General features: G+C 67.9%; 20 protein-coding genes. 17 read left to right on the top strand and 3 right to left on the bottom strand.

Features of this window, described 5'->3' with window-relative positions:
- Positions 1 to 85: 85 nt before the first annotated feature.
- The 7 genes from atpA (at position 86) to J2X01_RS11190 (ending at position 8,904) form a co-directional block, all read left to right on the top strand.
- Positions 86 to 1,723 (top strand): F0F1 ATP synthase subunit alpha, encoded by a 1,638-nt coding sequence (atpA, locus tag J2X01_RS11220; protein ID WP_310057203.1) that lies wholly within the window; start codon positions 86 to 88, stop codon positions 1,721 to 1,723.
- A gap of 76 nt (positions 1,724 to 1,799) precedes the next feature.
- On the top strand, positions 1,800 to 2,693 hold the full coding sequence (locus tag J2X01_RS11215; protein ID WP_310056904.1) for a F0F1 ATP synthase subunit gamma: 894 nt from the start codon (positions 1,800 to 1,802) through the stop codon (positions 2,691 to 2,693).
- A 79-nt stretch (positions 2,694 to 2,772) separates the two neighbouring features.
- Entirely contained in the window at positions 2,773 to 4,227 is a 1,455-nt protein-coding gene (atpD, locus tag J2X01_RS11210; RefSeq protein WP_310056901.1) for a F0F1 ATP synthase subunit beta, read from the top strand.
- Between the two features lies 1 nt (position 4,228).
- A complete protein-coding gene (locus J2X01_RS11205; protein ID WP_190989724.1) occupies positions 4,229 to 4,513 on the top strand; it encodes a F0F1 ATP synthase subunit epsilon in 285 nt (94 codons plus the stop codon).
- A gap of 10 nt (positions 4,514 to 4,523) precedes the next feature.
- A complete protein-coding gene (locus J2X01_RS11200) occupies positions 4,524 to 4,955 on the top strand; it encodes a DUF2550 domain-containing protein (protein ID WP_310056897.1) in 432 nt (143 codons plus the stop codon).
- A gap of 5 nt (positions 4,956 to 4,960) precedes the next feature.
- Positions 4,961 to 6,355, top strand: coding sequence for an alpha/beta hydrolase (locus tag J2X01_RS11195; protein ID WP_310056894.1), 1,395 nt, complete (start codon positions 4,961 to 4,963; stop codon positions 6,353 to 6,355).
- Positions 6,352 to 8,904 (top strand): rhomboid family intramembrane serine protease, encoded by a 2,553-nt coding sequence (locus tag J2X01_RS11190; RefSeq protein ID WP_374724959.1) that lies wholly within the window; start codon positions 6,352 to 6,354, stop codon positions 8,902 to 8,904. The genes J2X01_RS11195 and J2X01_RS11190 overlap by 4 nt, the downstream gene beginning before the upstream one ends.
- Positions 8,905 to 8,979: 75 nt before the next feature.
- Here the strand turns inward: J2X01_RS11190 and J2X01_RS11185 are convergent, their stop codons facing one another.
- Together J2X01_RS11185 and nucS are read right to left on the bottom strand one after the other, a co-directional pair.
- A complete protein-coding gene (locus tag J2X01_RS11185) occupies positions 8,980 to 9,183 on the bottom strand; it encodes a cold-shock protein (RefSeq protein WP_069952225.1) in 204 nt (67 codons plus the stop codon).
- A 295-nt stretch (positions 9,184 to 9,478) separates the two neighbouring features.
- Positions 9,479 to 10,174: an endonuclease NucS gene (gene nucS, locus J2X01_RS11180; protein WP_310056891.1), complete on the bottom strand. Its 696-nt coding sequence runs from the start codon at positions 10,172 to 10,174 to the stop codon at positions 9,479 to 9,481.
- Between the two features lie 59 nt (positions 10,175 to 10,233).
- Here nucS and J2X01_RS11175 point away from each other — a divergent pair, with 59 nt between their 5' ends.
- Positions 10,234 to 10,587, top strand: a complete 354-nt coding sequence (locus J2X01_RS11175) for an Rv1322 family protein (RefSeq protein WP_310056889.1) — start codon at positions 10,234 to 10,236, stop codon at positions 10,585 to 10,587.
- Between the two features lie 47 nt (positions 10,588 to 10,634).
- A complete protein-coding gene (locus J2X01_RS11170) occupies positions 10,635 to 11,447 on the top strand; it encodes an alpha/beta hydrolase (RefSeq protein ID WP_310056886.1) in 813 nt (270 codons plus the stop codon).
- A gap of 84 nt (positions 11,448 to 11,531) precedes the next feature.
- Here the strand turns inward: J2X01_RS11170 and J2X01_RS11165 are convergent, their stop codons facing one another.
- Entirely contained in the window at positions 11,532 to 12,716 is a 1,185-nt protein-coding gene (locus J2X01_RS11165; RefSeq protein ID WP_310057197.1) for an AI-2E family transporter, read from the bottom strand.
- A 317-nt stretch (positions 12,717 to 13,033) separates the two neighbouring features.
- Between J2X01_RS11165 and J2X01_RS11160 the strand changes: the two genes are divergently transcribed.
- From J2X01_RS11160 to J2X01_RS11125, 8 genes are all read left to right on the top strand, one after another.
- A complete protein-coding gene (locus tag J2X01_RS11160; protein ID WP_310056883.1) occupies positions 13,034 to 14,782 on the top strand; it encodes a DUF8094 domain-containing protein in 1,749 nt (582 codons plus the stop codon).
- 34 nt (positions 14,783 to 14,816) lie between these two features.
- A complete protein-coding gene (locus J2X01_RS11155; RefSeq protein ID WP_310056881.1) occupies positions 14,817 to 15,830 on the top strand; it encodes a tetratricopeptide repeat protein in 1,014 nt (337 codons plus the stop codon).
- Positions 15,830 to 16,930 (top strand): NADH:flavin oxidoreductase/NADH oxidase, encoded by a 1,101-nt coding sequence (locus tag J2X01_RS11150; RefSeq protein WP_310056878.1) that lies wholly within the window; start codon positions 15,830 to 15,832, stop codon positions 16,928 to 16,930. Before J2X01_RS11155 ends, J2X01_RS11150 begins: the two co-directional genes overlap by 1 nt.
- 101 nt (positions 16,931 to 17,031) lie before the next feature.
- On the top strand, positions 17,032 to 17,838 hold the full coding sequence (locus J2X01_RS11145) for an ABC transporter ATP-binding protein (RefSeq protein WP_310056875.1): 807 nt from the start codon (positions 17,032 to 17,034) through the stop codon (positions 17,836 to 17,838).
- Positions 17,820 to 19,391: a transporter gene (locus J2X01_RS11140; RefSeq protein WP_310056872.1), complete on the top strand. Its 1,572-nt coding sequence runs from the start codon at positions 17,820 to 17,822 to the stop codon at positions 19,389 to 19,391. The genes J2X01_RS11145 and J2X01_RS11140 overlap by 19 nt, the downstream gene beginning before the upstream one ends.
- Positions 19,392 to 19,471: 80 nt before the next feature.
- A complete protein-coding gene (nagB, locus tag J2X01_RS11135) occupies positions 19,472 to 20,254 on the top strand; it encodes a glucosamine-6-phosphate deaminase (protein WP_310056869.1) in 783 nt (260 codons plus the stop codon).
- Between the two features lie 67 nt (positions 20,255 to 20,321).
- A complete protein-coding gene (locus J2X01_RS11130; RefSeq protein ID WP_374724962.1) occupies positions 20,322 to 20,630 on the top strand; it encodes a DUF3039 domain-containing protein in 309 nt (102 codons plus the stop codon).
- A gap of 208 nt (positions 20,631 to 20,838) precedes the next feature.
- Positions 20,839 to 22,629, top strand: a complete 1,791-nt coding sequence (locus J2X01_RS11125) for a DEAD/DEAH box helicase (protein WP_310056862.1) — start codon at positions 20,839 to 20,841, stop codon at positions 22,627 to 22,629.
- The last annotated feature ends 28 nt before the right edge of the window (positions 22,630 to 22,657 follow it).

Here is a 22,657-nt window from a genome sequence, read left to right as displayed (position 1 = left end):
AGCCGGACCAGCACAACTTAACGAAACGAAACCCCGGTCATCGTGAGCAACGATGATCACGAAAACAGGAGAGCAGGGACTGCAGATGGCCGAATTGACCATCAACGCCGACGACGTCCGTAATGCGTTGAACGAGTTCGCGGCGTCCTACGAACCCGGAAACGCAGAGCGCGTAGAGGTCGGCCGTGTAACAACCGCAGGTGACGGCATCGCCCGTGTTGAGGGCCTTCCCTCGGTCATGGCGAACGAGCTGCTTCGCTTCGAAGACGGCACGCTGGGCCTGGCCCAGAACCTCGACGTCCGCGAAATCGGTGTCATTATCCTCGGTGACTTCACCGGGATCGAAGAAGGCCAGGAAGTTCACCGCACCGGACAGGTTCTGTCCGTGCCGGTGGGCGACGCCTTCCTCGGCCGCGTTGTCGACCCGCTGGGCGAGCCCATCGATGACCTCGGCGAGATCAAGGCCGAGACCACCCGTGCACTGGAACTCCAGGCGCCCGGCGTGACGCAGCGTAAGTCGGTCCACGAACCGATGCAGACCGGCCTCAAGGCTATCGACGCCATGATCCCGATCGGCCGCGGCCAGCGTCAGCTGATCATCGGTGACCGTCAGACCGGCAAGTCGGCCATCGCCATCGACACGATCATCAACCAGAAGGCCAACTGGGCTTCCGGGGATGTCAACAAGCAGGTGCGCTGCATCTATGTAGCCATCGGCCAGAAGGCATCCACGATCGCGGCTGTCCGTCAGACCCTGGAGGACAACGGCGCACTGGAATACACGACGATCGTGGCTTCCCCCGCGTCCGACCCCGCCGGCTTCAAGTACCTGGCACCGTACGCCGGTTCGGCGATCGGCCAGCACTGGATGTACGGCGGCAAGCACGTCCTCATCGTGTTCGATGACCTCTCCAAGCAGGCAGAGGCCTACCGTGCGGTATCGCTGCTGCTCCGCCGCCCGCCGGGACGCGAAGCCTACCCGGGCGACGTTTTCTACTTGCACTCCCGCCTGCTGGAGCGTTGTGCCAAGCTCTCCGACGAGCTCGGTGCGGGTTCGATGACCGGCCTGCCGCTCATCGAGACCAAGGCAAATGACGTCTCCGCCTACATCCCGACCAACGTGATCTCCATTACCGATGGCCAGATCTTCCTGCAGTCGGACCTCTTCAACGCCAACCAGCGTCCTGCTGTCGACGTGGGTGTCTCCGTTTCCCGCGTGGGTGGCGCCGCCCAGGTCAAGTCCATGAAGAAGGTCTCCGGTACCTTGAAGCTGGAACTGGCCCAGTACCGCGACATGCAGGCGTTCGCAATGTTCGCGTCGGACCTCGACGCCGCATCGCGCCAGCAGCTGACCCGCGGTGCCCGACTGATGGAACTGCTCAAGCAGGGCCAGTACTCACCCTTCCCGGTTGAGAACCAGGTCGTCTCCATCTGGGCCGGCACCAACGGGCACCTCGACGAGGTTCCGGTTGAGGACATCAGGCGCTTTGAGACCGAGTTCCTGGAGCACCTCAAGCACAAGTCCTCCATCCTGACGACGCTGGCCCAGACCAACGTCATGAGCGATGACACTGCAGAAGCACTGAAGACCGCGATCGTGGACTTCAAGAAGGGCTTCTTCGGCGAGGGAGACAACCTCCTTGTTGGTGCGGGGCACGAGGAGCACGCCCCGATCGACGAGGCACAGGTCGACCAGGAAAAAATCGTCAAGCAGAAGCGCTAGTTTCGCTGGCAGGGACTGCCGGGACCCCGCGGGGTTCCGGCAGTCCCGGCCATCGGGATCTTAGGAAAGGATAAGTATGGGAGCCCAGATTCGGGTCTACCGCCAGAAGATCAGCTCGACGACGTCGATGCGCAAGATCTTCAAGGCGATGGAACTGATCGCTACCTCGCGCATCGGCAAGGCCCGAGCACGCGTAGCAGCTTCACTGCCTTACGCAAACGCCATCACGCGTGCCGTTTCTGCTGTCGCAAGCCAGAGCGAAATCGACCACCCGCTGACCACCGAGCCGGAGCAGATCCGCCGGGCCGCCGTCCTGGTAATCACCTCGGACCGTGGCCTCGCAGGTTCGTACTCCGCGAGCGTGCTCAAGCAGGCGGAAGGCCTTAACGAGCTGCTCGTCGGGGAGGGCAAGGAAGTCAAGATGTACCTGGTCGGCCGCAAGGCGCAGGCGTACTTCGACTTCCGGAACCGTCCTTACGGCCGCGTCTGGACCGGCGGCACGGATGCACCGGAGTTTGCCACCGCACAGGAAATCGGCGACGCGTTGCTGGCTGACTTTGCGACGGACTATGCAGAGGGCGGCGTCGACGAGATCCATGTCGTCTACACCCGCTTCAAGTCCATGGTCACGCAGGAGCCGACGGTTGTCCGTCTTCTCCCGCTTGAGGTTGTCGAAGAGCAGGCGGCGTCCGAGTCGGACCTCCTGCCGCTCTACGAATTCGAGCCGGAAACGGAGCAGGTTCTTGATGCTCTGCTGCCGCGCTACATCGAATCACGCATTTTCGCCGCGATGCTGCAGGCAGCGGCTTCGGAGCTCGCTGCCCGCCAGCGGGCCATGAAGTCCGCCGGCGACAATGCCACGGAGCTCATCAAGAAGTTCACGCGTCTGCGCAACACTGCCCGCCAGGCTGAGATTACGCAGGAGCTTTCCGAAATCGTGGCCGGTGCCGACGCGTTGAACGCGTCCTAGCCGCCCCGGACTCGGATCCAGCTGTACCTGCACCAAAGTAAACAGAACCCAACGCCATCTACTGAGTGAAGTGAGAGAGATGACTGCCACAGCTACCGAACACGTAGCCGCGACGACCGGTGCGACCGGCCGTATTGCACGTGTTATTGGCCCGGTTGTCGACGTCGAATTCCCGGCTGACGCAATCCCCTCGATTTACAACGCACTCACCACCGAGATTACTCTCAACGGTGAGACCAAGACCATCACGTTCGAGGTTGCCCTGCACCTCGGCGACAACGTCATTCGCGCCATCTCCCTGCAGGCAACCGACGGCCTCGTCCGCGGCACCGCTGTTGTGGACACGGGAGCCCCCATCTCCGTTCCCGTCGGCGACGTCGTCAAGGGGCACATCTTCAACGTCCTCGGGCAGCCGCTGGATGTGACTGAGTCCGAACTCGAGATCACCGAGCGCTGGCCCATCCACCGCAAGGCCCCGGCCTTCGCGACGCTCGAGGGTTCCACCGAGATGATGGAAACCGGCATCAAGGTCATCGACCTTCTCACCCCGTACATCAAGGGTGGCAAGATCGGTCTGTTCGGTGGTGCCGGTGTCGGCAAGACCGTGCTGATCCAGGAAATGATCACCCGTGTTGCCCGCAACTTCGGCGGCACTTCGGTGTTCGCCGGTGTCGGCGAGCGTACCCGTGAAGGTAACGACCTCTGGGTTGAAATGGAAGAGGCAGGCGTCCTCAAGGACACCGCCCTTGTGTTCGGCCAGATGGATGAGCCGCCGGGAACGCGTTTGCGCGTGGCCCTGTCGGCGCTGACCATGGCGGAGTACTTCCGCGATGTGCAGAACCAGGACGTGCTGCTCTTCATCGACAACATCTTCCGCTTCACCCAGGCAGGCTCCGAGGTTTCCACCCTCCTCGGCCGCATGCCGTCGGCCGTGGGCTACCAGCCCAACCTGGCTGACGAGATGGGCCTCCTGCAGGAGCGCATCACGTCCACCAAGGGCCACTCGATCACCTCGATGCAGGCCATCTACGTCCCCGCAGATGACTACACCGACCCGGCCCCGGCCACGACCTTCGCACACCTCGACGCGACCACGGAACTTTCCCGTGAAATCGCTTCCCGTGGTCTGTACCCGGCCGTTGACCCGCTGACGTCGACGTCCCGCATCCTGGATCCGCAGTACATCGGCAACGACCACTACAACACGGCCGTCCGCGTCAAGCAGATCCTGCAGAAGAACAAGGAGCTCCAGGACATCATCGCCATCCTCGGCGTTGACGAGCTCTCTGAAGAGGACAAGATCGTCGTGTCGCGTGCACGCCGCATCCAGCAGTTCCTCTCGCAGAACACCTACACCGCCAAGCAGTTCACCGGCGTCGAAGGCTCAACCGTGTCCATCAAGGACACCGTTGAAGGCTTCACGGCGATTTGCGACGGCGACCTTGACCACATCGCAGAGCAGGCGTTCTTCAACGTCGGCGACCTGGATGACGTTGAGCGCCAGTGGGCCAAGATCCAGGAACAGACCAAGTAATATGGCTGAGCTTGAGGTTGAGATTGTCGCAGCGGACCACTTCGTGTGGTCCGGAGCGGCCAAGATGGTCAAGGCCCGCACCAGCGATGGTGAAATCGGAATCCTGCCCGGCCACTCGCCCCTGCTGGCGATTCTGGCCGAAGGGGAGCTGGCAATCGAGCCGGTATCCGGTGACCGTATTGCGGTAGTTGTCGACGGCGGATTCTTCTCCGTGGACAACAACCGGGTCGTCATTGTCGCTGACAACGCCCAACTGGGCGACGCGGCTACTGCGGGGATCCGCTAGCACGACCTTGATGAACGATACAGTTATTCCGTTCATCGCCCTGGCAACGCTCTTCGCGTTGCTGGTATTTGCACTGTGCCTTTCCGGGGTGCGCCGCTTCAACCTGCGGCGCGCCCTGGGCACAGTGGACGCCTCCATTTGCACGGCTGGAAACAGCTGGCAGATGGGGGTTTGTCGTTATCAGGACAACGACCTGGAGTGGTTCCGCCTTGCCTCGCTGAGCATGCGGCCGAAGCACACCTTCCGCCGCAGCTCGCTTGAGCTGCTCGGCCGGCGCAAGCCCACCGAAGCTGAACTTGTCCGGGTCCAGCCCGACGCCGTGATCGTCGAACTCCGCTATGAAGGGCAGGACGTCCTGCTCGCGATGCGGTTCGACGCCTACACCGGGCTGTCCTCCTGGCTGGAGGCCGGGCCCGTCATCGGCGTCGGCACCTGGCGCTAGATCCGGTGGACTTCATCGAAGAGCTGCGGCTCGTCGACGGGCCGGTGCTGTGGATTGCCTGGGCGGCCGGCACGGCGGGCCTGCTCTACTTCCTCTGGCAGTGCAGTCACTTCCGCGCCCGGGAGACCGCCGCCCCCCGCTGGCTGGCCGTCCTGCTTGCCTTCGCCGCTGCAGTCCTGGCTGCCTCCGCGCTTCTCGCCGCAGGGCACTGGCTGCTGATCTACGCCGTCCCCGTCGTCCCCGGTGAGCTGCCGGGCGAAGTGCTTGCCTGGTCCCTTGCCGCGCTGACGGCCCTGCTGCTCTGCATCGTGCAGCTGTGGCGGACCTGGCGGCGAACGGACCTCCGGAGGACCGGAGCCGGGACCCGGCACGCCGTGCGGACGGCGGCCGTGCGGAAGTCCGCCGCGTCGACGGGCGCCCTGCTCGGCGTCGTCCTGCTCTCCGCCGTCCAGATCAACGGCTACTTTGGCCTGAACCACACCGTGAGCGACCTGACGGGCACCGCCGTGGCGCGGATCCAGCCGCTCGAAGACGGGCTCAAGCGCACCCCCGGGGCCGCTTCCGGCGTCAGACTGTCCGGCTGGCGGCCGCCGGCGGATCTGCCCGACGGCGGTGTGCTGCGGCGCGCCGGGATCCCCGGCACCAGCTCGGGATTCGAAAGCCGCGAGGCCTATATCTATCTTCCGCCCGCCTACTTCGCAACGCCCCGGCCCGCCCTTCCCGTGCTGGTCCTCTTCGCCGGCCAGCCGGGCTCTCCGGCCGACTGGCTTACCGGAGGGGCGCTGCGCAGCCGGATGGACCGGTACGCGGCAGCGCACCACGGTGTGGCCCCGGTGGTGGTGGTGGTTGACCCGAACGGTTCCGCCACCGGCAACACGCTCTGCATGGACAGCATGATCGCCCGGGCGGACACCTTCCTCGCCGCGGACGTGCCAGCCTGGATCAAGCAGACACTGGACGTGGATCCGGACCCCACGCGGTGGGCGGCCGGGGGCTTTTCCTTCGGCGCGACCTGCGCGATGCAGATGGTGACCCGGCATCCGGAGATCTACGGCTCCGCCCTGGCGTTCTCCAGCGAGCGGGAACCCGCCCTCGCCAAGGAACGTGAGAAGACCATCGCGGCCGCCTTCGGCGGCGATACCGAGGCCTTCGAAAGCCAGACACCGCTGCGGCTCATGACGGACCGACGTTTCCAGGGGCATGGCATCTACTTCGGCGCCGGCGAGCGGGACCCCGAATTCATCGCCAACATGGAACAACTGTCCGGGGCCGCGCGGGCCGCCGGGTTCACGGTGGAGGCCCGGCTGGTCCCCGGTGCCGGGCACTCCTGGGAAACCGGGTCCAAGGGGCTGCCCTCCGGGCTCGACTTCCTGGCGGCCCGCTGGGGTGTCCAGCAGTGAGCGGGGCAGCAGCGGCACGGCAGCGGGGGGCCGGCGGCGGCTCCCTTCGGGGCCTCGCCCATGTGGGCCTGCGGCAGTCGCTGGGCCATCTGCGCGCCATCCCCTTCACCCTCGCGGTCCTTGTGGCCTTCCTGGCCACCGGCGCGGCCACCGGAAGCTACCTCACCGGGCCGCCGGAATCCCTGCTGGACGTGGCGTCCGTCAGTGCCCCGGCACTGAAGGCCGGGCACTGGTGGTCGCTGTTCACTTCGATGTTCTTTGCCACCAACCTGCTGGCCTACGCCTCGGCCGCGCTGATGATCCTGGTCCTGCTCGGCCTCGCGGAGCGGCAGCTGGGCACGCTGCGCACGGCCGTGTTCTACTTCGCCGCGCAGTTCGCCGCGGTCACGGTGTTCCTGCTGCTGACGCAGCTCGCCGGCCATGTCGACGACGGCTGGTTGAGCCGGATGGTGGATGCGGGCCTGATGGGCCCGTACGCCGCGGTCCTGGCCGTCTCGCTGGCCTCCAGCGGGCTGCTGCCCACGCTGTGGCAGCGGCGGCTGCGCACCGCCGTGGTCTCCCTGTCCCTGATGCTCGTGCTCTACGTGGGGCACCCGGAGACGGTGGTCGGGTTCGCCGGGGCGCTGGCGGGGCTGGCAGCCGGCTGGTGGATCCAGGGGGACCAGGGCACGCTGCACCGCCACCGCTCCACCGGGCGCGAAACCCGCAACCTGCTCGCCCTGACCGTGGCCATCTTCGCGGTCGGACCCATCCTGACGGCCACCGTCCGGACTCCCACGGGTCCGCTGGCCCTGCTGCGGGATGTCGTCCTGAACCCGCTGCCCACGCTGAACCAGCTGGAACAGAACTGCGGCGGCAGCATCGATGTCACCTGCCTCGAGGCCGGCCGCGCCGGCTTTGCCGGGCCGCTGGGCCTCGCGCTGGCGGTCGTGCCGGTGGTGCTGCTGCTCATCTGCGCGGACGGCATGCGGCACGGGCGCCGGCTCGCCCTGCGGATCGCGGTCACCCTCCAGCTCGCCGTGACGGCCCTGGCCGCCGTCTATCTGTCCCTGATCGCCAGGATCCCGCAGTACCCCAACCGGCCGCGCACCGGCGTGATGGGATCGGGTGTGGTCCACGTGCTGCCGCTGGTGGTGGTTCCCCTGGTGCTCGTGGTGCTGCTCGTGGCCAACCGCCGGCAGTTCCGGGTCGAAACAAACCCGCGGGCCCGGGGGGCCCTCGCCGCCGCCGTCGGCGGAACCTGGCTCCTGCTGGCCTCGTGCTACACCGGTGTCTGGTTCGCCGCCGGCGGGATGGACCGCGACGGCGGGCTGCTGGGACTGGCCGCCGAACTCTCCCGCCAGTACCTGCCGCTCCCCATCCCCGGGGTCTACAGCCGCATCTTCGAAGGCCGCGACGCGGCCGAAGCCGTCCTTTTCGCCACCTCGGGCATTATCTTCTGGACGGTAGCCCTCGCTGCGGTCTGGCTGGTCCTGCAGCGCCGGCTGCACCGCACCGACGCCGGAGCGGAGGACCGGGACGTGGCCCGCGGCCTGATCCGCCAGGGCGGCGACTCGCTGTCCTGGATGGCCCTGTGGGAACCCAACAAGTACTGGTTCGCGCCGGGCGGCCGCGGGGGAGTGGCCTACCAGCAGCACGGCAACGTCGCCCTGACCCTGGCGGGACCGTTCGGCCCGGCGGGATTCCGGGAGGAGACCGCCGCGGGCTTCATCCGGTACTGCGCTGAACATGCCCTCATTCCGAGCTTCTATTCCTGCACTGACGAGCTGTGGCCGATGCTGCAGCGCCGCGGCTTTCGGCGCGTGGCGGTGGCTCAGGAAACCAGGCTGGCCGTACGCTCACTCGAGTTCAAGGGCAAGGACTGGCAAAACGTCCGGACGGCCCTGAACCGGGCCGGAAAGTCCGGGGTGCACGCGGTGTGGGGACGCTACGCCGATTTCGCGCCTGCGCTCCGTGCCCAGCTGATCGAGGTCTCCGAGGAATGGGCCGCCCAGAAGTCCGTTCCGGAAATGGGTTTCACCCTCGGCGGCATTGATGAGCTTCAGGACGAGGAAGTGCTCTGCTGCCTTGCGGTGGACGCCGAGGGGCTGGTCCAGGGCGTCACGAGCTGGCTGCCGGTGTATGCCGACGGGCGCCTGGTGAGCTGGACGCTGGATTTCATGCGCCGGCGGGGGGACGCCTTCCCCGGCGTGATGGAATTCCTGATCGCCTCGGCGGTACAGGAGCTGCGGAGCTCGGTGGAAGTGATCTCGCTGTCCGGGTCACCGCTGGCGAAAGACACCGCGGAAGCGGCGGGCGATGCCGGCGGGGCCGGATCCGAAGGGCTGGCGGGAATCCTCGACGTCGTCGGTAAAGCGCTGGAGCCCGTATACGGGTTCCGCTCGCTGGCCACCTTCAAGTCCCGATTCAAGCCGGACTACCGGACCCTGTACCTCTACTACCAGGACCCGCTGCAGCTTCCCGCGATGGGCAGGGCGCTGAGCCGGGCCTATCTTCCCGGCCTGTCCGTGCGGCAAAGTGCGCGGCTGCTCCGGACCCTCGTGCGCTAAAGCAAAATGGTCCCCGGCATCAGTGCCGGGGACCATTTGTTGCGGAGCCTGCCGCGGGCAGTTCCGCTGCGGGGACTAGACCAGCGTCACGCCGGTGGCCTGGGGGCCCTTGGCGCCCTGGCCGATTTCGAACTGAACGCGGGCGTTCTCGTCGAGGGTCTTGAAGCCGCCGGTCTGGATCTCCGAGTAGTGAACGAAGACATCGCCATCGGCGTCGTCCGGGGTGATGAAGCCGAAGCCCTTTTCAGCGTTGAACCACTTGACAGTTCCCTGTGCCATGTATTTCTCCTCATTATGGATCCTGATTAAGACCGGCACACTTCGTGCCGGTCTTGGTCACTCCGCGAGAAGAACCTTTGGCTGTGGGACCGGATGGACCGGGCTTCGGCGGCCGGAGCTTCACGCTCGCAACATGTCTTGCGAGCATGAAAAAACACCTACACAAAGACTCGTATAAGAATTTCACGCCCATTGCCGCAGGTCAACGCTCACGGCACACAATTCCGTAAAATTTGTCCAAAGCGTCGATGAACGGCACCGGCTTCCCTGCCGATCTGCCGCGCGGGCGGTGCCGCTAGAAGAGCCGCGATTCGACGTCGTCGACACCGCGCATGGCGTCATAGTCGAGTGTGACGCAGTCGATGCCGCGGTCGTTTGCCAGCACCTTGGCCTGCGGCTTGATCTGCTGGGCGGCGAAGATCCCGCGGACCGGGGCCAGGAGGGGGTCGCGGTTGAGCAGTTCGAGGTAGCGCGTGAGCTGTTCGACGCCGTCGATGTCCCCGCGGCGTTTGAGCTCGATGGCCACGGTGCCGCCCTTGGCGTCCCTGGCCAGGATGTCCACCGGGCCGATGGCCGTGAAGTATTCGCGGCGGATGAGCGAGAAACCGGTGCCCAGGAGTTCAATCTGGTCCGCCAGCAGACGCTGCAGGTCCGCCTCGACACCGTCCTTGATCAGCCCGGGGTCGAGGCCGAGCTCATGGGAGGTGTCATGCAGCTGCTCATGGATGTTGATGATCAGCCGGTCGTCGGTTTTGGCCGACTGGACGGTCCACTGCTCAACCACGCCGATTTCGACGTCGACCTCGTCCGGGGTGGAGACCCGCAGGGACGCCGGAGGACTCATCCAGTTCAGCGGCTTGTAGGATCCGCCGTCCGAATGGACCAAAACGGAGCCATCGGCCTTGACCAGCAGGAGCCGGGTGGCGAGCGGGAGATGGGCTTTGAGCCGGCCGACATAATCAACGGAGCAACGGGCTATGACTAAACGCACCCGGTCTACCCTACCGTCTGCGGGGAGGAGGGGCACCCGGACTGGGGCAGAATGGAACCATGCCCCGTTCCAACCGCCCCCGCCGACCCGTCCCAGGACGGGCAGGATCCGGCAAATCCGCCAAGCCCGGAGCGAAGGGCGGCCCGGTGCCGGAGCTGGATCTGGAGCGCGCGCGCTCCGGCTTTGCGCGCCGGGAGAGTGCGCCGGACGGCGAGTGGTCGGTCCGGCCAATCACCGCGGGCCGGGCCGAGAAGACCTACATCTGCCCGGGCTGTTCGACGGCGGTGCTGCCCGGCGTCGCACATCTCGTTGTGTGGTCCGAGGACCATCTCTTTGGGGCGGCCGCGGGGCTGGCGGAGCGCAGGCACTGGCACACCAACTGCTGGACTTCCCGCAGCTACCGGTACCGCTGAGTGCCGGCACGGACTGCTTCCGCGGCTGCTTTCGCTAAGCTGGACGCATGAGTTTTGACCCGGCGTCGTACGTCTTCAGCCAGCCTTCCGCACCGACCGCGATCCGCGCGTCCACTGTTCTCCCGGCGCGCCGGGAAAACGTGGAGCTCCGCACCAGCGACGGCCACCGGCTCGTCGGCGAGCTGGCCCTGCCGGAGTCCGGCGAGGTAAAAGCCACCCTGATCACGCTCCATCCGCTGCCGACCCACGGCGGTTTTATGGACTCGCACGTCTACCGGAAGGCCTCCTACCGGCTGCCCGCCCTGGCCGGAATCGCCGTGCTCAGGTTCAACACCCGGGGCACCGGATCGCCCAGGGGAACCAGCGAAGGGGCGTTCGAAGAGGGGATCGGCGAACGCCTCGACGTCGAAGCGGCCGTGCAGTTCGCCGTCGACCGCGGCCTGCCGAACCGCTGGCTGGTGGGCTGGTCCTTCGGCACCGAGCTCGCGCTGATGTACGGGGCAGCGGAACCGGTGGCCTCCGAGGTGGAGGGAGCCATCCTCCTCTCGCCGCCGCTGCACCGGGCCACGGACGTGCATCTGAAGGAATGGGCCGCTGCCGGCAAGCCGCTGAAGGTGCTGGTCCCCGAGCACGACGACTACCTTCAGCCGGCCGAGGCCGCGGAGCGCTTCGCCGTCGTGCCGCAGGCCCGCCTCGTGGGCGTGGACGGTGCCAAACACTTGTGGGTGGGGGAGAAGTACGCCGGCCGGGTGCTCAACGAGATTGTCGACGAGGTGTTGCCCGGCGGATTCGGCGCCGGCGGAACGGCTACGGAACTGCCGCAGGAATGGAACGGTCCGGTCGCCACGGCGCACGCCTGACCGAAACTCGAAAAAAGGCTACGAAAAGGGACAGCCGCTGCGTGGATCCACGCAGCGGCTGTCCCTTTTCGCAGCGAAAAGCCGTCAGTGCTTGTCCTGGCGCACGATGAAGATTTCCTTGACCAGCAGCATGATCGCGGCCGCGGTGGGGATCGCGATCAGGGCGCCCAGGACGCCGAGCAGGCTGCCGCCGGCGATCACCGAGATGACGGCGACGGCGCCCGGCACCGCCACGGCCTTCTGCATGATGCGCGGGGAGATGAAGTAGGCCTCGAACTGCAGGTAGGCGAAGTAGCAGATGGCGTAGACCACGGCGGTCTGCCAGCCTGCCGTGAGTGCGATCAGGGTCACGATAACGCCGGCAATGACCCCGCCGACCAGGGGGATGAAGGCCAGCAGGGCCACCACGAAGGCCAGCAGCACGGCGAACGGCACACCGACGATCGACATCACGATGAACGCATAGGTTGCGTTCACAAGGGCGACGACGGCCTGGCCGATGACGTAGTTTCCCACCGACCCGGTGATTTCCTCGGACAGGGCCTCGACCCGGGCCCGGCGGGACCGCGGGGCCAGGCGGTAGCCCCATTTCTTCATGGCAGGCAGGGCCGCCAGGAAGTAGAGGCTCAGCACCAGCACGATCAGGGCGCCGAACAGGCCGTTGGCCACAGTGGAGCCGAAACCGACGACGCCGCCGAAGATGCCGCCAATCGCCTCGGGATTGTTGACGAATTTCTCCAGCTCCTGCGTGATGCGTTCGCGCACCCCGTACTGGTTGTCGATGCTGCGGAAGAAGTCGGAGTTAATGAAGTCGGTGATCCAGCGCGGCGCCTCCTCGACGATCTCGGTGACCTGCTGGACAATCGTGGGGATCAGCGTGGCGAAAAAGGCGGCCATGGCCAGGCCCAGCGTGGAAACCGCAGCCACAATGCCCGCCGCGCGGGGGAACTTTTTCGACTCGAGCCAGCGCACCACCGGGTCCAGGCCCAGGGCGATGAAGAGTGCCGCCACGATCCAGAGCAGCAGTTGCGTCGTGCTGGAGCCGATCCAGTAGACGAGCAGGGCCACACCGACGCCGACTGTCCCCATGAAGCCGACGTAGAGGGGATGCTGGGAGGACATCCGCGGGCCGGGGTGGCCAAAGCGCGCGCTGGTCTCGCTCTCCGGTGCCGTCTGGTCTTCCTCCTGCACCGGGGGCATCTCGAACCGAAGCCGGGGCTGGGCTCCCGGGAGGGGCTGGCGCAGGCGGTGGGCCATCGTATTCAGCATCCCGGCCAGGGCCGTCCGGCGGGGGGAAATGTGCTGCTGCGGACCCTCCACCGTGCTGCCGGATTCCTGGCTTTCTTCCGGTCCTGAGGGGGACGAATCCGTGTGTCCAGTCACTGCGTTGAAAGCCCTTTGTCCTCTGAATATGCCCGGCGGAGCCGCTGCCGCTGCCCAAGTGTGATGATCACCGCAAACACTATCAGCAGCCTTGTTTTGGCGCGGTTGTGCAGCGCCCGGCGGCGCCGGGGAAGGGCCCCGCACGCTGCCGGATCTGACTCCGTGGTAACAAAACGGTTACTATTGAAGCTAAGTGTCCGCTGATGATGGGTAATATTTTGCGTTTCAAGACTGCAGTTGCATTAGTGCTGCTGGGCCTCCTGACACTGCTGGCCGGAATCGGCCAGAAGACATTTTGGGCTCCGCCCGAGACCGTGACCGCCACCGCACCCGCCGGTGCCACTGCCGCGCCGCTGACGGTCTTTGACGAGAAGCTCCGCACGCTGCACGACGGCACGGTGACAATCACTGTCAAGGGCGAAGGCAGCTTTATGCTGGCCGCCGGCCGCCCGGACGACGTCGAGGCCTGGGTCGGCACAGCCGCGCACAACACCGTTTCCGGTGTCTCGGATGACGGGAAGGCGCTGCAGTTGACGCATGCCGACGGGGAAGCCACCGCTCCCTCACCGGCCGGTTCGGACCTGTGGGTGACCACGGAAAACGCCAGCGGCGAGTTGAAGTACAACTGGACCCCTCCGGCCGACGGTGACTGGGCCCTGCTGCTTGCCACGGACGGCACGAAGCCTGCCCCCACATCGATCACCATGACCTTCCCGAATGACACCTCCACGCCGTGGGCCGTTCCGTTCATGGTTCTCGGCGGCCTGCTGATTCTGGCCGGCGCCGCCCTGTTGCTGCTCAAGCCCAAGCCCGGCTCCGGCGCCGACGGCTCAGCCGGCGGCAGCATGTTTGCCCGCCGGGCGCAGGCCAAGCCGGCGGCACGCGAGCAGGCCGGCTCCGAAAAGCTCTCCGTCGAACGCGCCGCCGTGTCGTGGCGCCCGCGCCGCTCCGGCGTTGTCGTGGCAGTGCTGACAGCCACTGCCGTCGCCGGCAGCGGTGTGGCGGCGCAGGCAAGCCAGACGCCTGCCCCGTCGCCGAGCGCTTCCGCCGCCGCCGGGCAGGCCCCGGCCGCACCGGTGCTGGTCGACGCCCAGTTCCGCCGCATTCTTGAGCAGGTTGCCAGTGCCGTCGATGCCGGTGATGCGGCCAAGGACGCGGCCACGCTGGAGCCGCGCGTGGCCGGACCCGAACTTGAGGTCCGCACGCAGAACTACAAGATCCGCTCCCAGGTCGGCTCCTACGAGGCGCGGATGCCCGTCCGCGCCACCAAGCTCCTCACGACCGTCGTCACCGACAAGCGCAGCTGGCCGCGCACGGTCATGGCGGTCACCCAGGGCGAGGGCAACGTTGTTCCGCAGCTGCTCACTCTGACCCAGGCCGGCCCGCGGGAGAACTACAAGCTGGTCCTCACCACGCCGCTGCAGCCGGGAACAACTTTCCCGGGGATCGCACGCGGCGGCAACGAGACACTTGCCCCCGCGGACAAATCGGGACTCGCCAACAGCGGCGAGGAAGCGCTGGGCGCGCTCGGCGACCGGCTCAACTCGGCCGATTCCGCGTACAAGGACAAGCTCGCCGAAGGCGAGTCCTCCCCGTACATTGCCGACACGCTGGCCTACCAGACCGATGTGGTGAACTCGGGCGTCAACGGCACCTTCTCGTTCACCCACAAGATGGTGCCGGAGAGCGTCGTGGTGTTCCGGACCGCAGACGGCGGGGCACTCGCCCTCGGCCGCCTGGACTTCGCGTTCGATGGCACCCCCAAGGCCGCCGGCGACAAGCTGACGATTGGTGACGACGCCGCGGCCCTGGCCGGCGGCAAGGAAACCAGCACCGGCATGCTGCTGAACTTCGCCGAGTCCGTGGCCGTCTACATCCCGCCGGCAGGGTCGCCGGACCCGATGAAACTCGTGGCCGCCACCCGCGGCCTCGTCGGAGCCAGCTTCAAGTAGGTCCGGACGGGGCCGATGTGGCTAGAGTGGAGCCATGACTTCGCCAGCTTCCCGCCCCGTCCCGCCGGCTGCCGCCAACCCGCTCAACCTGCGGGGCGCCGTCGACCTGTCCGCCCTGAAACAGCGTCCCGCTGCGCCGCCGGCCGGGCCCGCCCCGGGCGCCGGCACGCCGGGCGCGCCCGGGTCGCCTGCCGCGGACGACGGCGGGGCGGCGCCCTCCGGCCGTCCGCTGCGGGTGGACATCACCGAAGCGAATTTCCAGGAACTCGTGGAGCTGTCGGCCCAGGTTCCGGTCGTCGTTGCGCTCTGGGCGGCCTACTCTCCCGGCTCCGCCGAAGTCGTCGACGTCCTCGAACGGATCGTGGACGGCTACGAGGGCCGGCTGGTCCTCGGTGCCGCCGACGTCGAGGTGTTCCCGCAGCTGGCCCAGGCGTTCCAGGTGCAGGCCGTTCCCACCGCCGTGGCCCTCGTCAAGGGCCAGCCCGTGCCCCTCTTCCAGGGCGGCGCCGAGGAACCGCAGGTCCGCAGCCTGCTGGATGAACTGCTTAAGGTCGCCGCCGCCAACGGCGTGACCGGACGGATCGGCGCGGGCGGACCCGGCGCCGCCGAGGCCGAGCCGCCCCCGCTGCCGCCCCTGCACCAGAAAGCGTTTGATGCGATCGAAGCCGGTGACTACGCCGCTGCCGCTGACGCCTACCGCCAGGCCCTGCTGGAGATGCCCGCCGATGCCGAAGCCAAGGCGGGGCTCGCACAGGTGGAGCTGATGGGCCGGCTCCAGCCGCTGTCCGCCGCGGACACCGACGCGTTGCGCCAGCTCGCTGCCGACGAGCCGGACAACCTCGAGGCCCAGCTCGGCGTGGCCGACCTGGACGTCGCCGGCGGACACGTCGAGGACGGACTGGGCCGGATCGTCGCGTTCATCGGCAGGAACTTCGGCCCGGAGCGGGAAACGGCCCGCGTCAGGCTGCTGGAACTGTTCGATGTCGTCGGCACCACCGATGACCGCGTCGCGAAAGCGCGCCAGAACCTGGCCCGGGTCCTCTTCTGATGGGGTCGGCGCTTTTCACGCCGCTGGAACTGCGCTCCCTGCACCTGCAACACCGCGGCTGGGTATCGCCGATGTGCCAGTACAGCTGCGAGCCGGAAACCGGGGAGGGCGTTCCGAACGACTGGCATCTGATGCATCTGGGTTCCTTTGCCACCGGCGGGGCGGCCCTGATCCTCACCGAGGCGGCCGCCGTGAACGCCGCCGGCCGGATCAGCCCCCGGGACGCCGGGCTCTACAATGACGACCAGGCGGCGGCATGGGAACGGATCACATCCTTCGTGCACCGGCACGGGACTGCCGGGGCCAAGATCGGGACCCAGCTGGCGCACGCCGGGCGGAAGGCATCCTCCTACTGGCCGTTTTCCGGCCGGAAAGGCACGGTGGCAGCCGCCGACGGCGGCTGGCCCACCGTGGCTCCCGGCACCTCGGCCTTTGACGGCTACGAGGCCCCCTCCGCGATGACGGAGGAGGAGATCGACGGTGTAATCGCCGATTTCGCCGCCGGCGCGGTCCGGGCCGTGGGAGCCGGCTTCGACACGATCGAGATCCACGGCGCCCACGGCTACCTCCTGCACCAGTTCCAGAGTCCGCTCGTCAACGACCGCACAGACCGCTGGGGCGGCGACGAGGAAGGCCGGAACCGGCTCACCCTCGCCGTCGTCGATGCCGTGCGGCGCGTCATCCCCGACTCCATGCCGTTGCTGCTGCGGATCTCCGCCTCGGACTGGGCCGAGGGCGGCCTTGACGTTGAGGCATCGGTGCGGATGGCCAGGGCGGCAGCGGACCATGGTGTGGACCTCGTGGACGTGTCCAGCGGCGGCGCCGTGGCACACCAGCAGATCCCGGTCGGGCCGGGCTACCAGACCGGCTTTGCCGCCCGGATCCGGCGTGAAACCGGGGTCCGGACCGGCACCGTCGGGCTGCTGACCTCGGCCGGCCAGGCCGAGCACGCTGTTGCAACCGGGCAGGCCGACGGGGTCTTCATCGCCCGTGCCGCCCTCCGCGATCCGCACTGGTGGCTGCGGGCCGCCTTCGAGCTGGGCCATGAGCTGGCGTGGCCGCCGCAGTATGACCGCGCCCGTCCGCGGCACTCGTTTTAGCCGGGATGCGTGCCGCAACCGGTCCGCCTGCCGGTCCGTCGCGGCACGGCTACGCCTTGCGGATGATCCCGTGGGCGCACCGGGACGGTTAGTCTAACGACATGACTTTCCAGCAGCCGCGTCCGCCTGCCCCTGACGACCGGCCGGGACTGGCCGTTCCCGCACTGTCCCTGCGGGGACTCGCCAAGCGCTTTGGTGACAAAATCGCGGTCGACGGTCTCAGCCTCGACGTTCCGGCCGGTTCCTTCTACGGGATCGTCGGCCCGAACGGCGCCGGCAAGACCACCACCCTGTCGATGGCCACCGGGCTGCTGCGGCCCGAGTTCGGCACGGCCTTCGTGCACGGCGTGGATGTCTGGAAGCACCCACTGGAGGCCAAGAGGCTGATGGGCATCCTCCCGGACGGCGTCCGGCTCTTCGACCGGCTGACCGGCGAGCAGCTGGTGAGCTACGCAGGCCTGCTGCGCGGCATGGACAAGGATGTCGTGGCCCGGCGGGTCAAGGAACTGCTCGCCGCCCTGGACCTGGGCCCCGACGCCGGAACGCTGGTGGTGGATTACTCCGCCGGCATGACCAAGAAGATCGCCCTCGCCTCGGCCCTGATCCACGCGCCGCGGCTGCTGGTACTGGACGAGCCGTTCGAATCCGTCGATCCGGTGTCCGCCGCCAACATCCGCGACATCCTGGACCGTTATGTGGCTTCCGGCGGCACCGTCATAGTCTCCAGCCACGTTATGGATCTGGTCCAGCGCATGTGCGACCACGTCGCCGTCGTCGCCGCCGGGCGGCTGCTCGCGGCCGGGACGGTGGACGAGGTGCGTGCGGGCGAGTCACTGGAAGACCGCTTCGTCCAGCTGGTCGGCGGCCGCAACCACACGGAAGGACTGGAATGGTTGCGCACCTTCTAAGGCTCAAGCTGACCCTGCTGCGCAACGGCCTCCGGCGCAGCCCATGGCAGCTGGTGGGCCTTGGCATCGGCACCCTGTACGCGCTGGGGCTCGTCGGGCTCGGCGTCGCAGGGCTGCTGGTCCTCCGCGGCGCGGACGCCGGCCTCGCGCAGACGGTCGTTGTGCTGGGCGGCGCCGCGGCGCTGCTGGGATGGGCGGTGGTCCCGGTCGCTGCCTCGGCCGCGGACCTGACCCTGGACCCGGCACGGTTCACCACGGTCGCCGTGCCGATGCCGCAGCTGCTGACCGGACTGGCCCTCGGCGGACTGATCGGAATCCCGGGCACGGCGACCCTGCTGCTCGCCCTGGGCACCGTGGGGACCTGGTCCCGGAACGTTCCCGGCGCTGCCGGCGCCCTGCTCGGCGCGGTCCTCGGTGTGCTGAGCTGCATTGTGCTGTCCAAGTCGGTCACCACCGCCACCGCAGGGCTGGCGAGTTCCCGCCGGTTCAAGGACGCCAGCGCGGTGATCTTCCTGATTCCGCTCATCCTGATGGGGCCGATCGTGGCGAGCGTCACCGCGGGGATTGCCGCGTCCGGGGATTTCCTGGCCGGGCTGGCCCGAACGCTGTCCTGGACTCCGGCGGGGGCCGCCTGGTCCCTCGGCGGCGAGCTTGCCGCGGGGAACTACGGCGCCGCGGCGCTGAAGTTCCTGATCGCGGTCGCCACCCTCGCCGGACTGGCGCTGTGCTGGAAACTCCTGCTGCAGCGGGCCCTCGTGACGCCGCCGTTCGCCGGCAGCTCCAAAAAAGCAGCCGGCGGACTGGGCTTCTTCCGGCTGTTCCCGGCGACGCCAACGGGCGCGGTCGCGGCACGGTCGCTGAGCTACTGGCTCCGGGACCCCCGGTACGCGGGCGCCCTCGTCGTCATTCCGCTGCTGCCGGTGCTGTTCCTCTTCCAGGCCGCCCAGACGGGATCCTACGGGCTGCTCGTCTTCATCGGTCCGCTGACCGCGTTCCTGCTGGCCTGGTCCATTTCAACGGACGTCTCCTACGACAGCACCGCCTTCGCGCTGCACCTGTCCACCGGCGTGCGGGGGGTCCATGACCGGCTCGGTCGTGCCGTGGCCTGCCTGGTCTTCGCCCTGCCGGTGGTGCTGGCGCTGAGCGTCCTGCCGTTCCTGTTCGGCGCGGACTGGCAGCTCCTGCCCGGCGTGCTCGGACTCTCCCTCGGTGTGCTGTTCAGCGGGATGGGCCTGTCCTCGGTGGTGTCGGCACGCTACACGGTCGCGGTGCCGCTCCCGGGCGACAGCCCGTTCAAGAAGCCGCCGGGCCACGTGGCGCAGACCATGGCGGTGCAGTTCGGCGGCATGGGGGCGCTCCTGCTGCTGCTCGTCCCTGAAATGGCGCTGATGGTGGCACAGTTCGTCACCGGCAGTGCCGTGCCCGGCTGGATTAACCTCGTGGTGGGCCCGGTCCTGGGGCTCGTGCTGTTTGCCGCCGGGGTCCGGCTGGGCGGGAAATGGCTCGACGCCCGGGGGCCGGAACTGCTGGCCCAGCTCGCCGTCAACCGCTGACCCGCGCGCCGCGCCCGGGACTGCGATAGCCTGCCACTAGGGCACCACAGCCCAGGGCACGGCAAGCGCAAAGGCAGGCCATGGAAGTCGTTATCCTCTCCGGCAACAAGCCGATCGCGGCGCTCGCCGCGGACGCGATTGAGGCGCTGCTCCGGCGCAAGCCCGACGCCGTCCTGGGACTGGCCACCGGTTCGTCACCGCTGCCGGTCTACACCGAACTGGCGCTGCGGCACGAACGGGACGGCCTGGACTTCAGCCGGGTGCGCGCCTTCGCCCTTGACGAGTATGTGGGTCTGCCGGCCGGCCACCCGCAGTCCTACCGTGCGGTGATCCGGCGCGAATTCACCGAACGGGTGAACCTCGACCCGGCGAACGTGCACGGGCCCGACGGCCTGGCCGCGGACATCCCGGCATCCTGCCGGGCCTTCGAGGACGCCATCCGGGCGGCCGGGGGAGTGGACCTGCAACTGCTGGGGGTCGGCACCGACGGCCACCTCGGGTTCAACGAGCCCGGTTCATCGCTGGCCTCGCGGACCAGGGTCAAGACGCTGATAGAGCAGACGCGCCGGGACAATGCCCGGTTTTTCGGCAGCCTTTCCGAGGTCCCGCACCACGTCGTGACCCAGGGGCTGGGAACCATCCTGGAGGCCCGGCACGTGATTCTCATCGCCACCGGGGCGCAGAAGGCCCAGGTCGTCCGCGACCTCGTGGAAGGACCCGTTGCCGCGATCTGCGCCGCATCCGTCCTGCAGCTGCATCCGCACGCCACGATCCTGGTCGACGAGGCGGCGGCGTCGTCGCTGCGGCTCGCCGACTACTACCGCCACAGCTATGAGAACAAGCCTTCCTGGCAGGGGCTGTAGCGGCCGTTCCGGCGGACCGGTCGCAACCCCGTCCGATCCAGCCGCTAAGATGGGTCTCATGAACAGCATGACCGATCCCCTCGAAAACGACCCGATGCGCGAGCTCTCCGGAGCCGGGACGTCGACGGCCACGATCGAGCGCGAGGAACTGCGCCAGGAAGTGGAACCCGGTGACCGGGAACGCTTCTCGCACTATGTGCGCAAGGAAAAGATCATGGAATCCGCGCTGTCCGGCGAACCGGTCATCGCCCTGTGCGGCAAGGTCTGGACCCCGGGCCGCGACCCGAAGAAGTTCCCCGTGTGCCCGGAATGCAAAGAGGTCTACGACGGCCTCCGCCCGGGCAGCGACGGCGGCAAGGGTTCCGGCGACAAGTAGCGCGGCCACGCCGCAGGGGACGCGGGAGCTCCCGGCGTCCCGTCCTTAGGCGCGCCTCCCGCGCACGGGCGGACTCTTCGCCCCCTGAATGATGCCCGGCCGCAGACCGGCCGTGATTGCTTCCGGTTCATCCAAAACAGATTGGTGTTTTTGTGCTTAAGTGGGTTCTCCGGCAGGGGCAGCAGTGCGCGGCATGGAGGGCAGCCAGGTGACAGAGACACTCTTTGGCGGACCCGTCCTGCCGCCCGCGTATCCCGAGCGGGCCGCCTGGGGCACCGCGCCGAAACTCCGGGCCTGGCAGCAGGAAGCCCTCGACAGCTACTTCAGCACGCATCCCAGGGATTTCCTCGCGGTCGCCACGCCCGGCGCCGGCAAAACCACCTTCGCGCTGCGGGTGGCCTCGATGCTGATCGAGGCCAACGTCATCAACCGCGTCACCATTGTGGCGCCCACAGACCACCTGAAGCGGCAGTGGGCCGACGCCGCCGCCCGGGTGGGGATCGCCATCGACCCGAACTTCAAGAACGCCGACGGCCAGCACGGCCGCGGCTTCATCGGCGTCGCGGTCACCTACGCGCAGGTGGCCAGCAAGCCGATGCTGCACCGGGCCAAGACCGAGGCCGCCCGCACGCTCGTCATCCTTGACGAAATCCACCACGGCGGCGAGGCGCTGTCGTGGGGCGACGGGCTCCGCGAAGCCTTCGAGCCCGCGGCCCGCAGGCTCTCGCTGACCGGCACACCGTTCCGGTCCGACACCTCGCCGATCCCGTTTGTGGAATACGCCGAGGACCGGGACGGAATCCGGCGTTCCAAAGCGGACTACACCTACGGCTACGGCAAGGCGCTCCGGGACCACGTGGTCCGTCCCGTGATGTTCATGGCCTACTCCGGCCAGATGCGCTGGCGCACCAGCGGCGGCGAGGAAATGGCGGCCTCGCTCGGCGAAGCGGCGGTCACCAAGGACATCACCGCCCATGCCTGGCGGACCGCGCTGAACCCCACCGGGGAATGGATCCCGGCGGTGCTTGCCGGGGCGGACAAGCGCCTCAGTGAGGTGCGCCGGACCGTCCCCGACGCCGGCGGGCTGGTCATCGCGACCGACCACGAGGACGCGCGCGCCTACGCCGGGCAGTTGAAGAGGATCACCGGGGAGTCACCGACGGTGATCCTATCCGACGACACGAAGGCGTCCAGCAAGATCGAGGAGTTCACCGCCAGCGAGAAGCGCTGGATGGTGGCCGTGCGGATGGTCTCCGAAGGCGTCGACGTCCCGCGGCTTTCGGTCGGCGTGTACGCGACCTCAACCTCCACCCCGCTGTTCTTCGCGCAGGCCGTGGGGCGTTTCGTGCGCGCCCGGAAACGCGGCGAGACGGCGTCGGTCTTCCTGCCTTCCGTGCCACCGCTGATGGCACTGGCCAACTCCATGGAGGCCGAGCGGGACCACGCCCTGGACCGCCCCGAGAAGGAGGACGGCGACGGCCTCTTCAACCCGGAGGACTCGCTGATGGACGAGGCGAACCGCGAGGAGAAGGCCTCCGATTCGCTCACCAAGGGCAAGTTTGAGGCGCTGGATTCGCAGGCCTCCTTCGACCGCGTGCTGTTCGACGGCGGCGAGTTCGGCACCGGCGGCGAGGTGGGCTCGGAGGACGAACTCGACTTCCTCGGGATTCCCGGACTGCTCGACGCCGAGCAGGTCGGCACGCTGCTGCGCCAGCGCCAGCACGAGCAGCTCAACCGCAAGAACGCACGCGCCCCCCAGGGTGGCGCTGTTCCTGCTTCGGCAGCACCCGCCGTGCCGGACCACCGCATGCTGATGGACCTGCGCACCGAACTGGCCAAGAACGTCGCGGCCTGGTCCGCCCGGACGGGCACACCACACGGCGTCGTCCACACCAAGCTCAGGACGGTCTGCGGCGGCCCGGCCGTGGCCCAGGCCAACGAGCAGCAGTTGCAGACCCGGCTGCGGAAGCTCCAGGACTGGTTCATCGGCCGGAAGTAGCCGCCACCGGCACAACACCGGGACAAAA

The sequence above is a fragment of the Arthrobacter ginsengisoli genome, from assembly GCF_031456935.1.
Taxonomy (GTDB): Bacteria; Actinomycetota; Actinomycetes; order Actinomycetales; family Micrococcaceae; genus Arthrobacter; species Arthrobacter ginsengisoli.
Note: the sequence above shows the minus strand (reverse complement) of the source record. Positions and strands in the feature narration are given on the sequence as shown.

Bases quoted from the DNA above. Each gene is read 5' to 3' on its own strand.
- J2X01_RS11160 (WP_310056883.1), top strand. From the start codon at position 13,034: ATGATGGGTAATATTTTGCGTTTCAAGACTGCAGTTGCATTAGTGCTG.
- J2X01_RS11215 (WP_310056904.1), top strand. From the start codon at position 1,800: ATGGGAGCCCAGATTCGGGTCTACCGCCAGAAGATCAGCTCGACGACG.
- J2X01_RS11130 (WP_374724962.1), top strand. From the start codon at position 20,322: ATGACCGATCCCCTCGAAAACGACCCGATGCGCGAGCTCTCCGGAGCC.
- J2X01_RS11140 (WP_310056872.1), top strand. From the start codon at position 17,820: ATGGTTGCGCACCTTCTAAGGCTCAAGCTGACCCTGCTGCGCAACGGC.
- atpD (WP_310056901.1), top strand. From the start codon at position 2,773: ATGACTGCCACAGCTACCGAACACGTAGCCGCGACGACCGGTGCGACC.
- J2X01_RS11170 (WP_310056886.1), top strand. From the start codon at position 10,635: ATGAGTTTTGACCCGGCGTCGTACGTCTTCAGCCAGCCTTCCGCACCG.
- J2X01_RS11205 (WP_190989724.1), top strand. From the start codon at position 4,229: ATGGCTGAGCTTGAGGTTGAGATTGTCGCAGCGGACCACTTCGTGTGG.
- J2X01_RS11145 (WP_310056875.1), top strand. From the start codon at position 17,032: ATGACTTTCCAGCAGCCGCGTCCGCCTGCCCCTGACGACCGGCCGGGA.
- J2X01_RS11150 (WP_310056878.1), top strand. From the start codon at position 15,830: ATGGGGTCGGCGCTTTTCACGCCGCTGGAACTGCGCTCCCTGCACCTG.
- J2X01_RS11175 (WP_310056889.1), top strand. From the start codon at position 10,234: ATGCCCCGTTCCAACCGCCCCCGCCGACCCGTCCCAGGACGGGCAGGA.
- atpA (WP_310057203.1), top strand. From the start codon at position 86: ATGGCCGAATTGACCATCAACGCCGACGACGTCCGTAATGCGTTGAAC.
- nagB (WP_310056869.1), top strand. From the start codon at position 19,472: ATGGAAGTCGTTATCCTCTCCGGCAACAAGCCGATCGCGGCGCTCGCC.
- J2X01_RS11155 (WP_310056881.1), top strand. From the start codon at position 14,817: ATGACTTCGCCAGCTTCCCGCCCCGTCCCGCCGGCTGCCGCCAACCCG.
- J2X01_RS11200 (WP_310056897.1), top strand. From the start codon at position 4,524: ATGAACGATACAGTTATTCCGTTCATCGCCCTGGCAACGCTCTTCGCG.
- J2X01_RS11185 (WP_069952225.1), bottom strand. From the start codon at position 9,183: ATGGCACAGGGAACTGTCAAGTGGTTCAACGCTGAAAAGGGCTTCGGC.
- J2X01_RS11165 (WP_310057197.1), bottom strand. From the start codon at position 12,716: ATGCTGAATACGATGGCCCACCGCCTGCGCCAGCCCCTCCCGGGAGCC.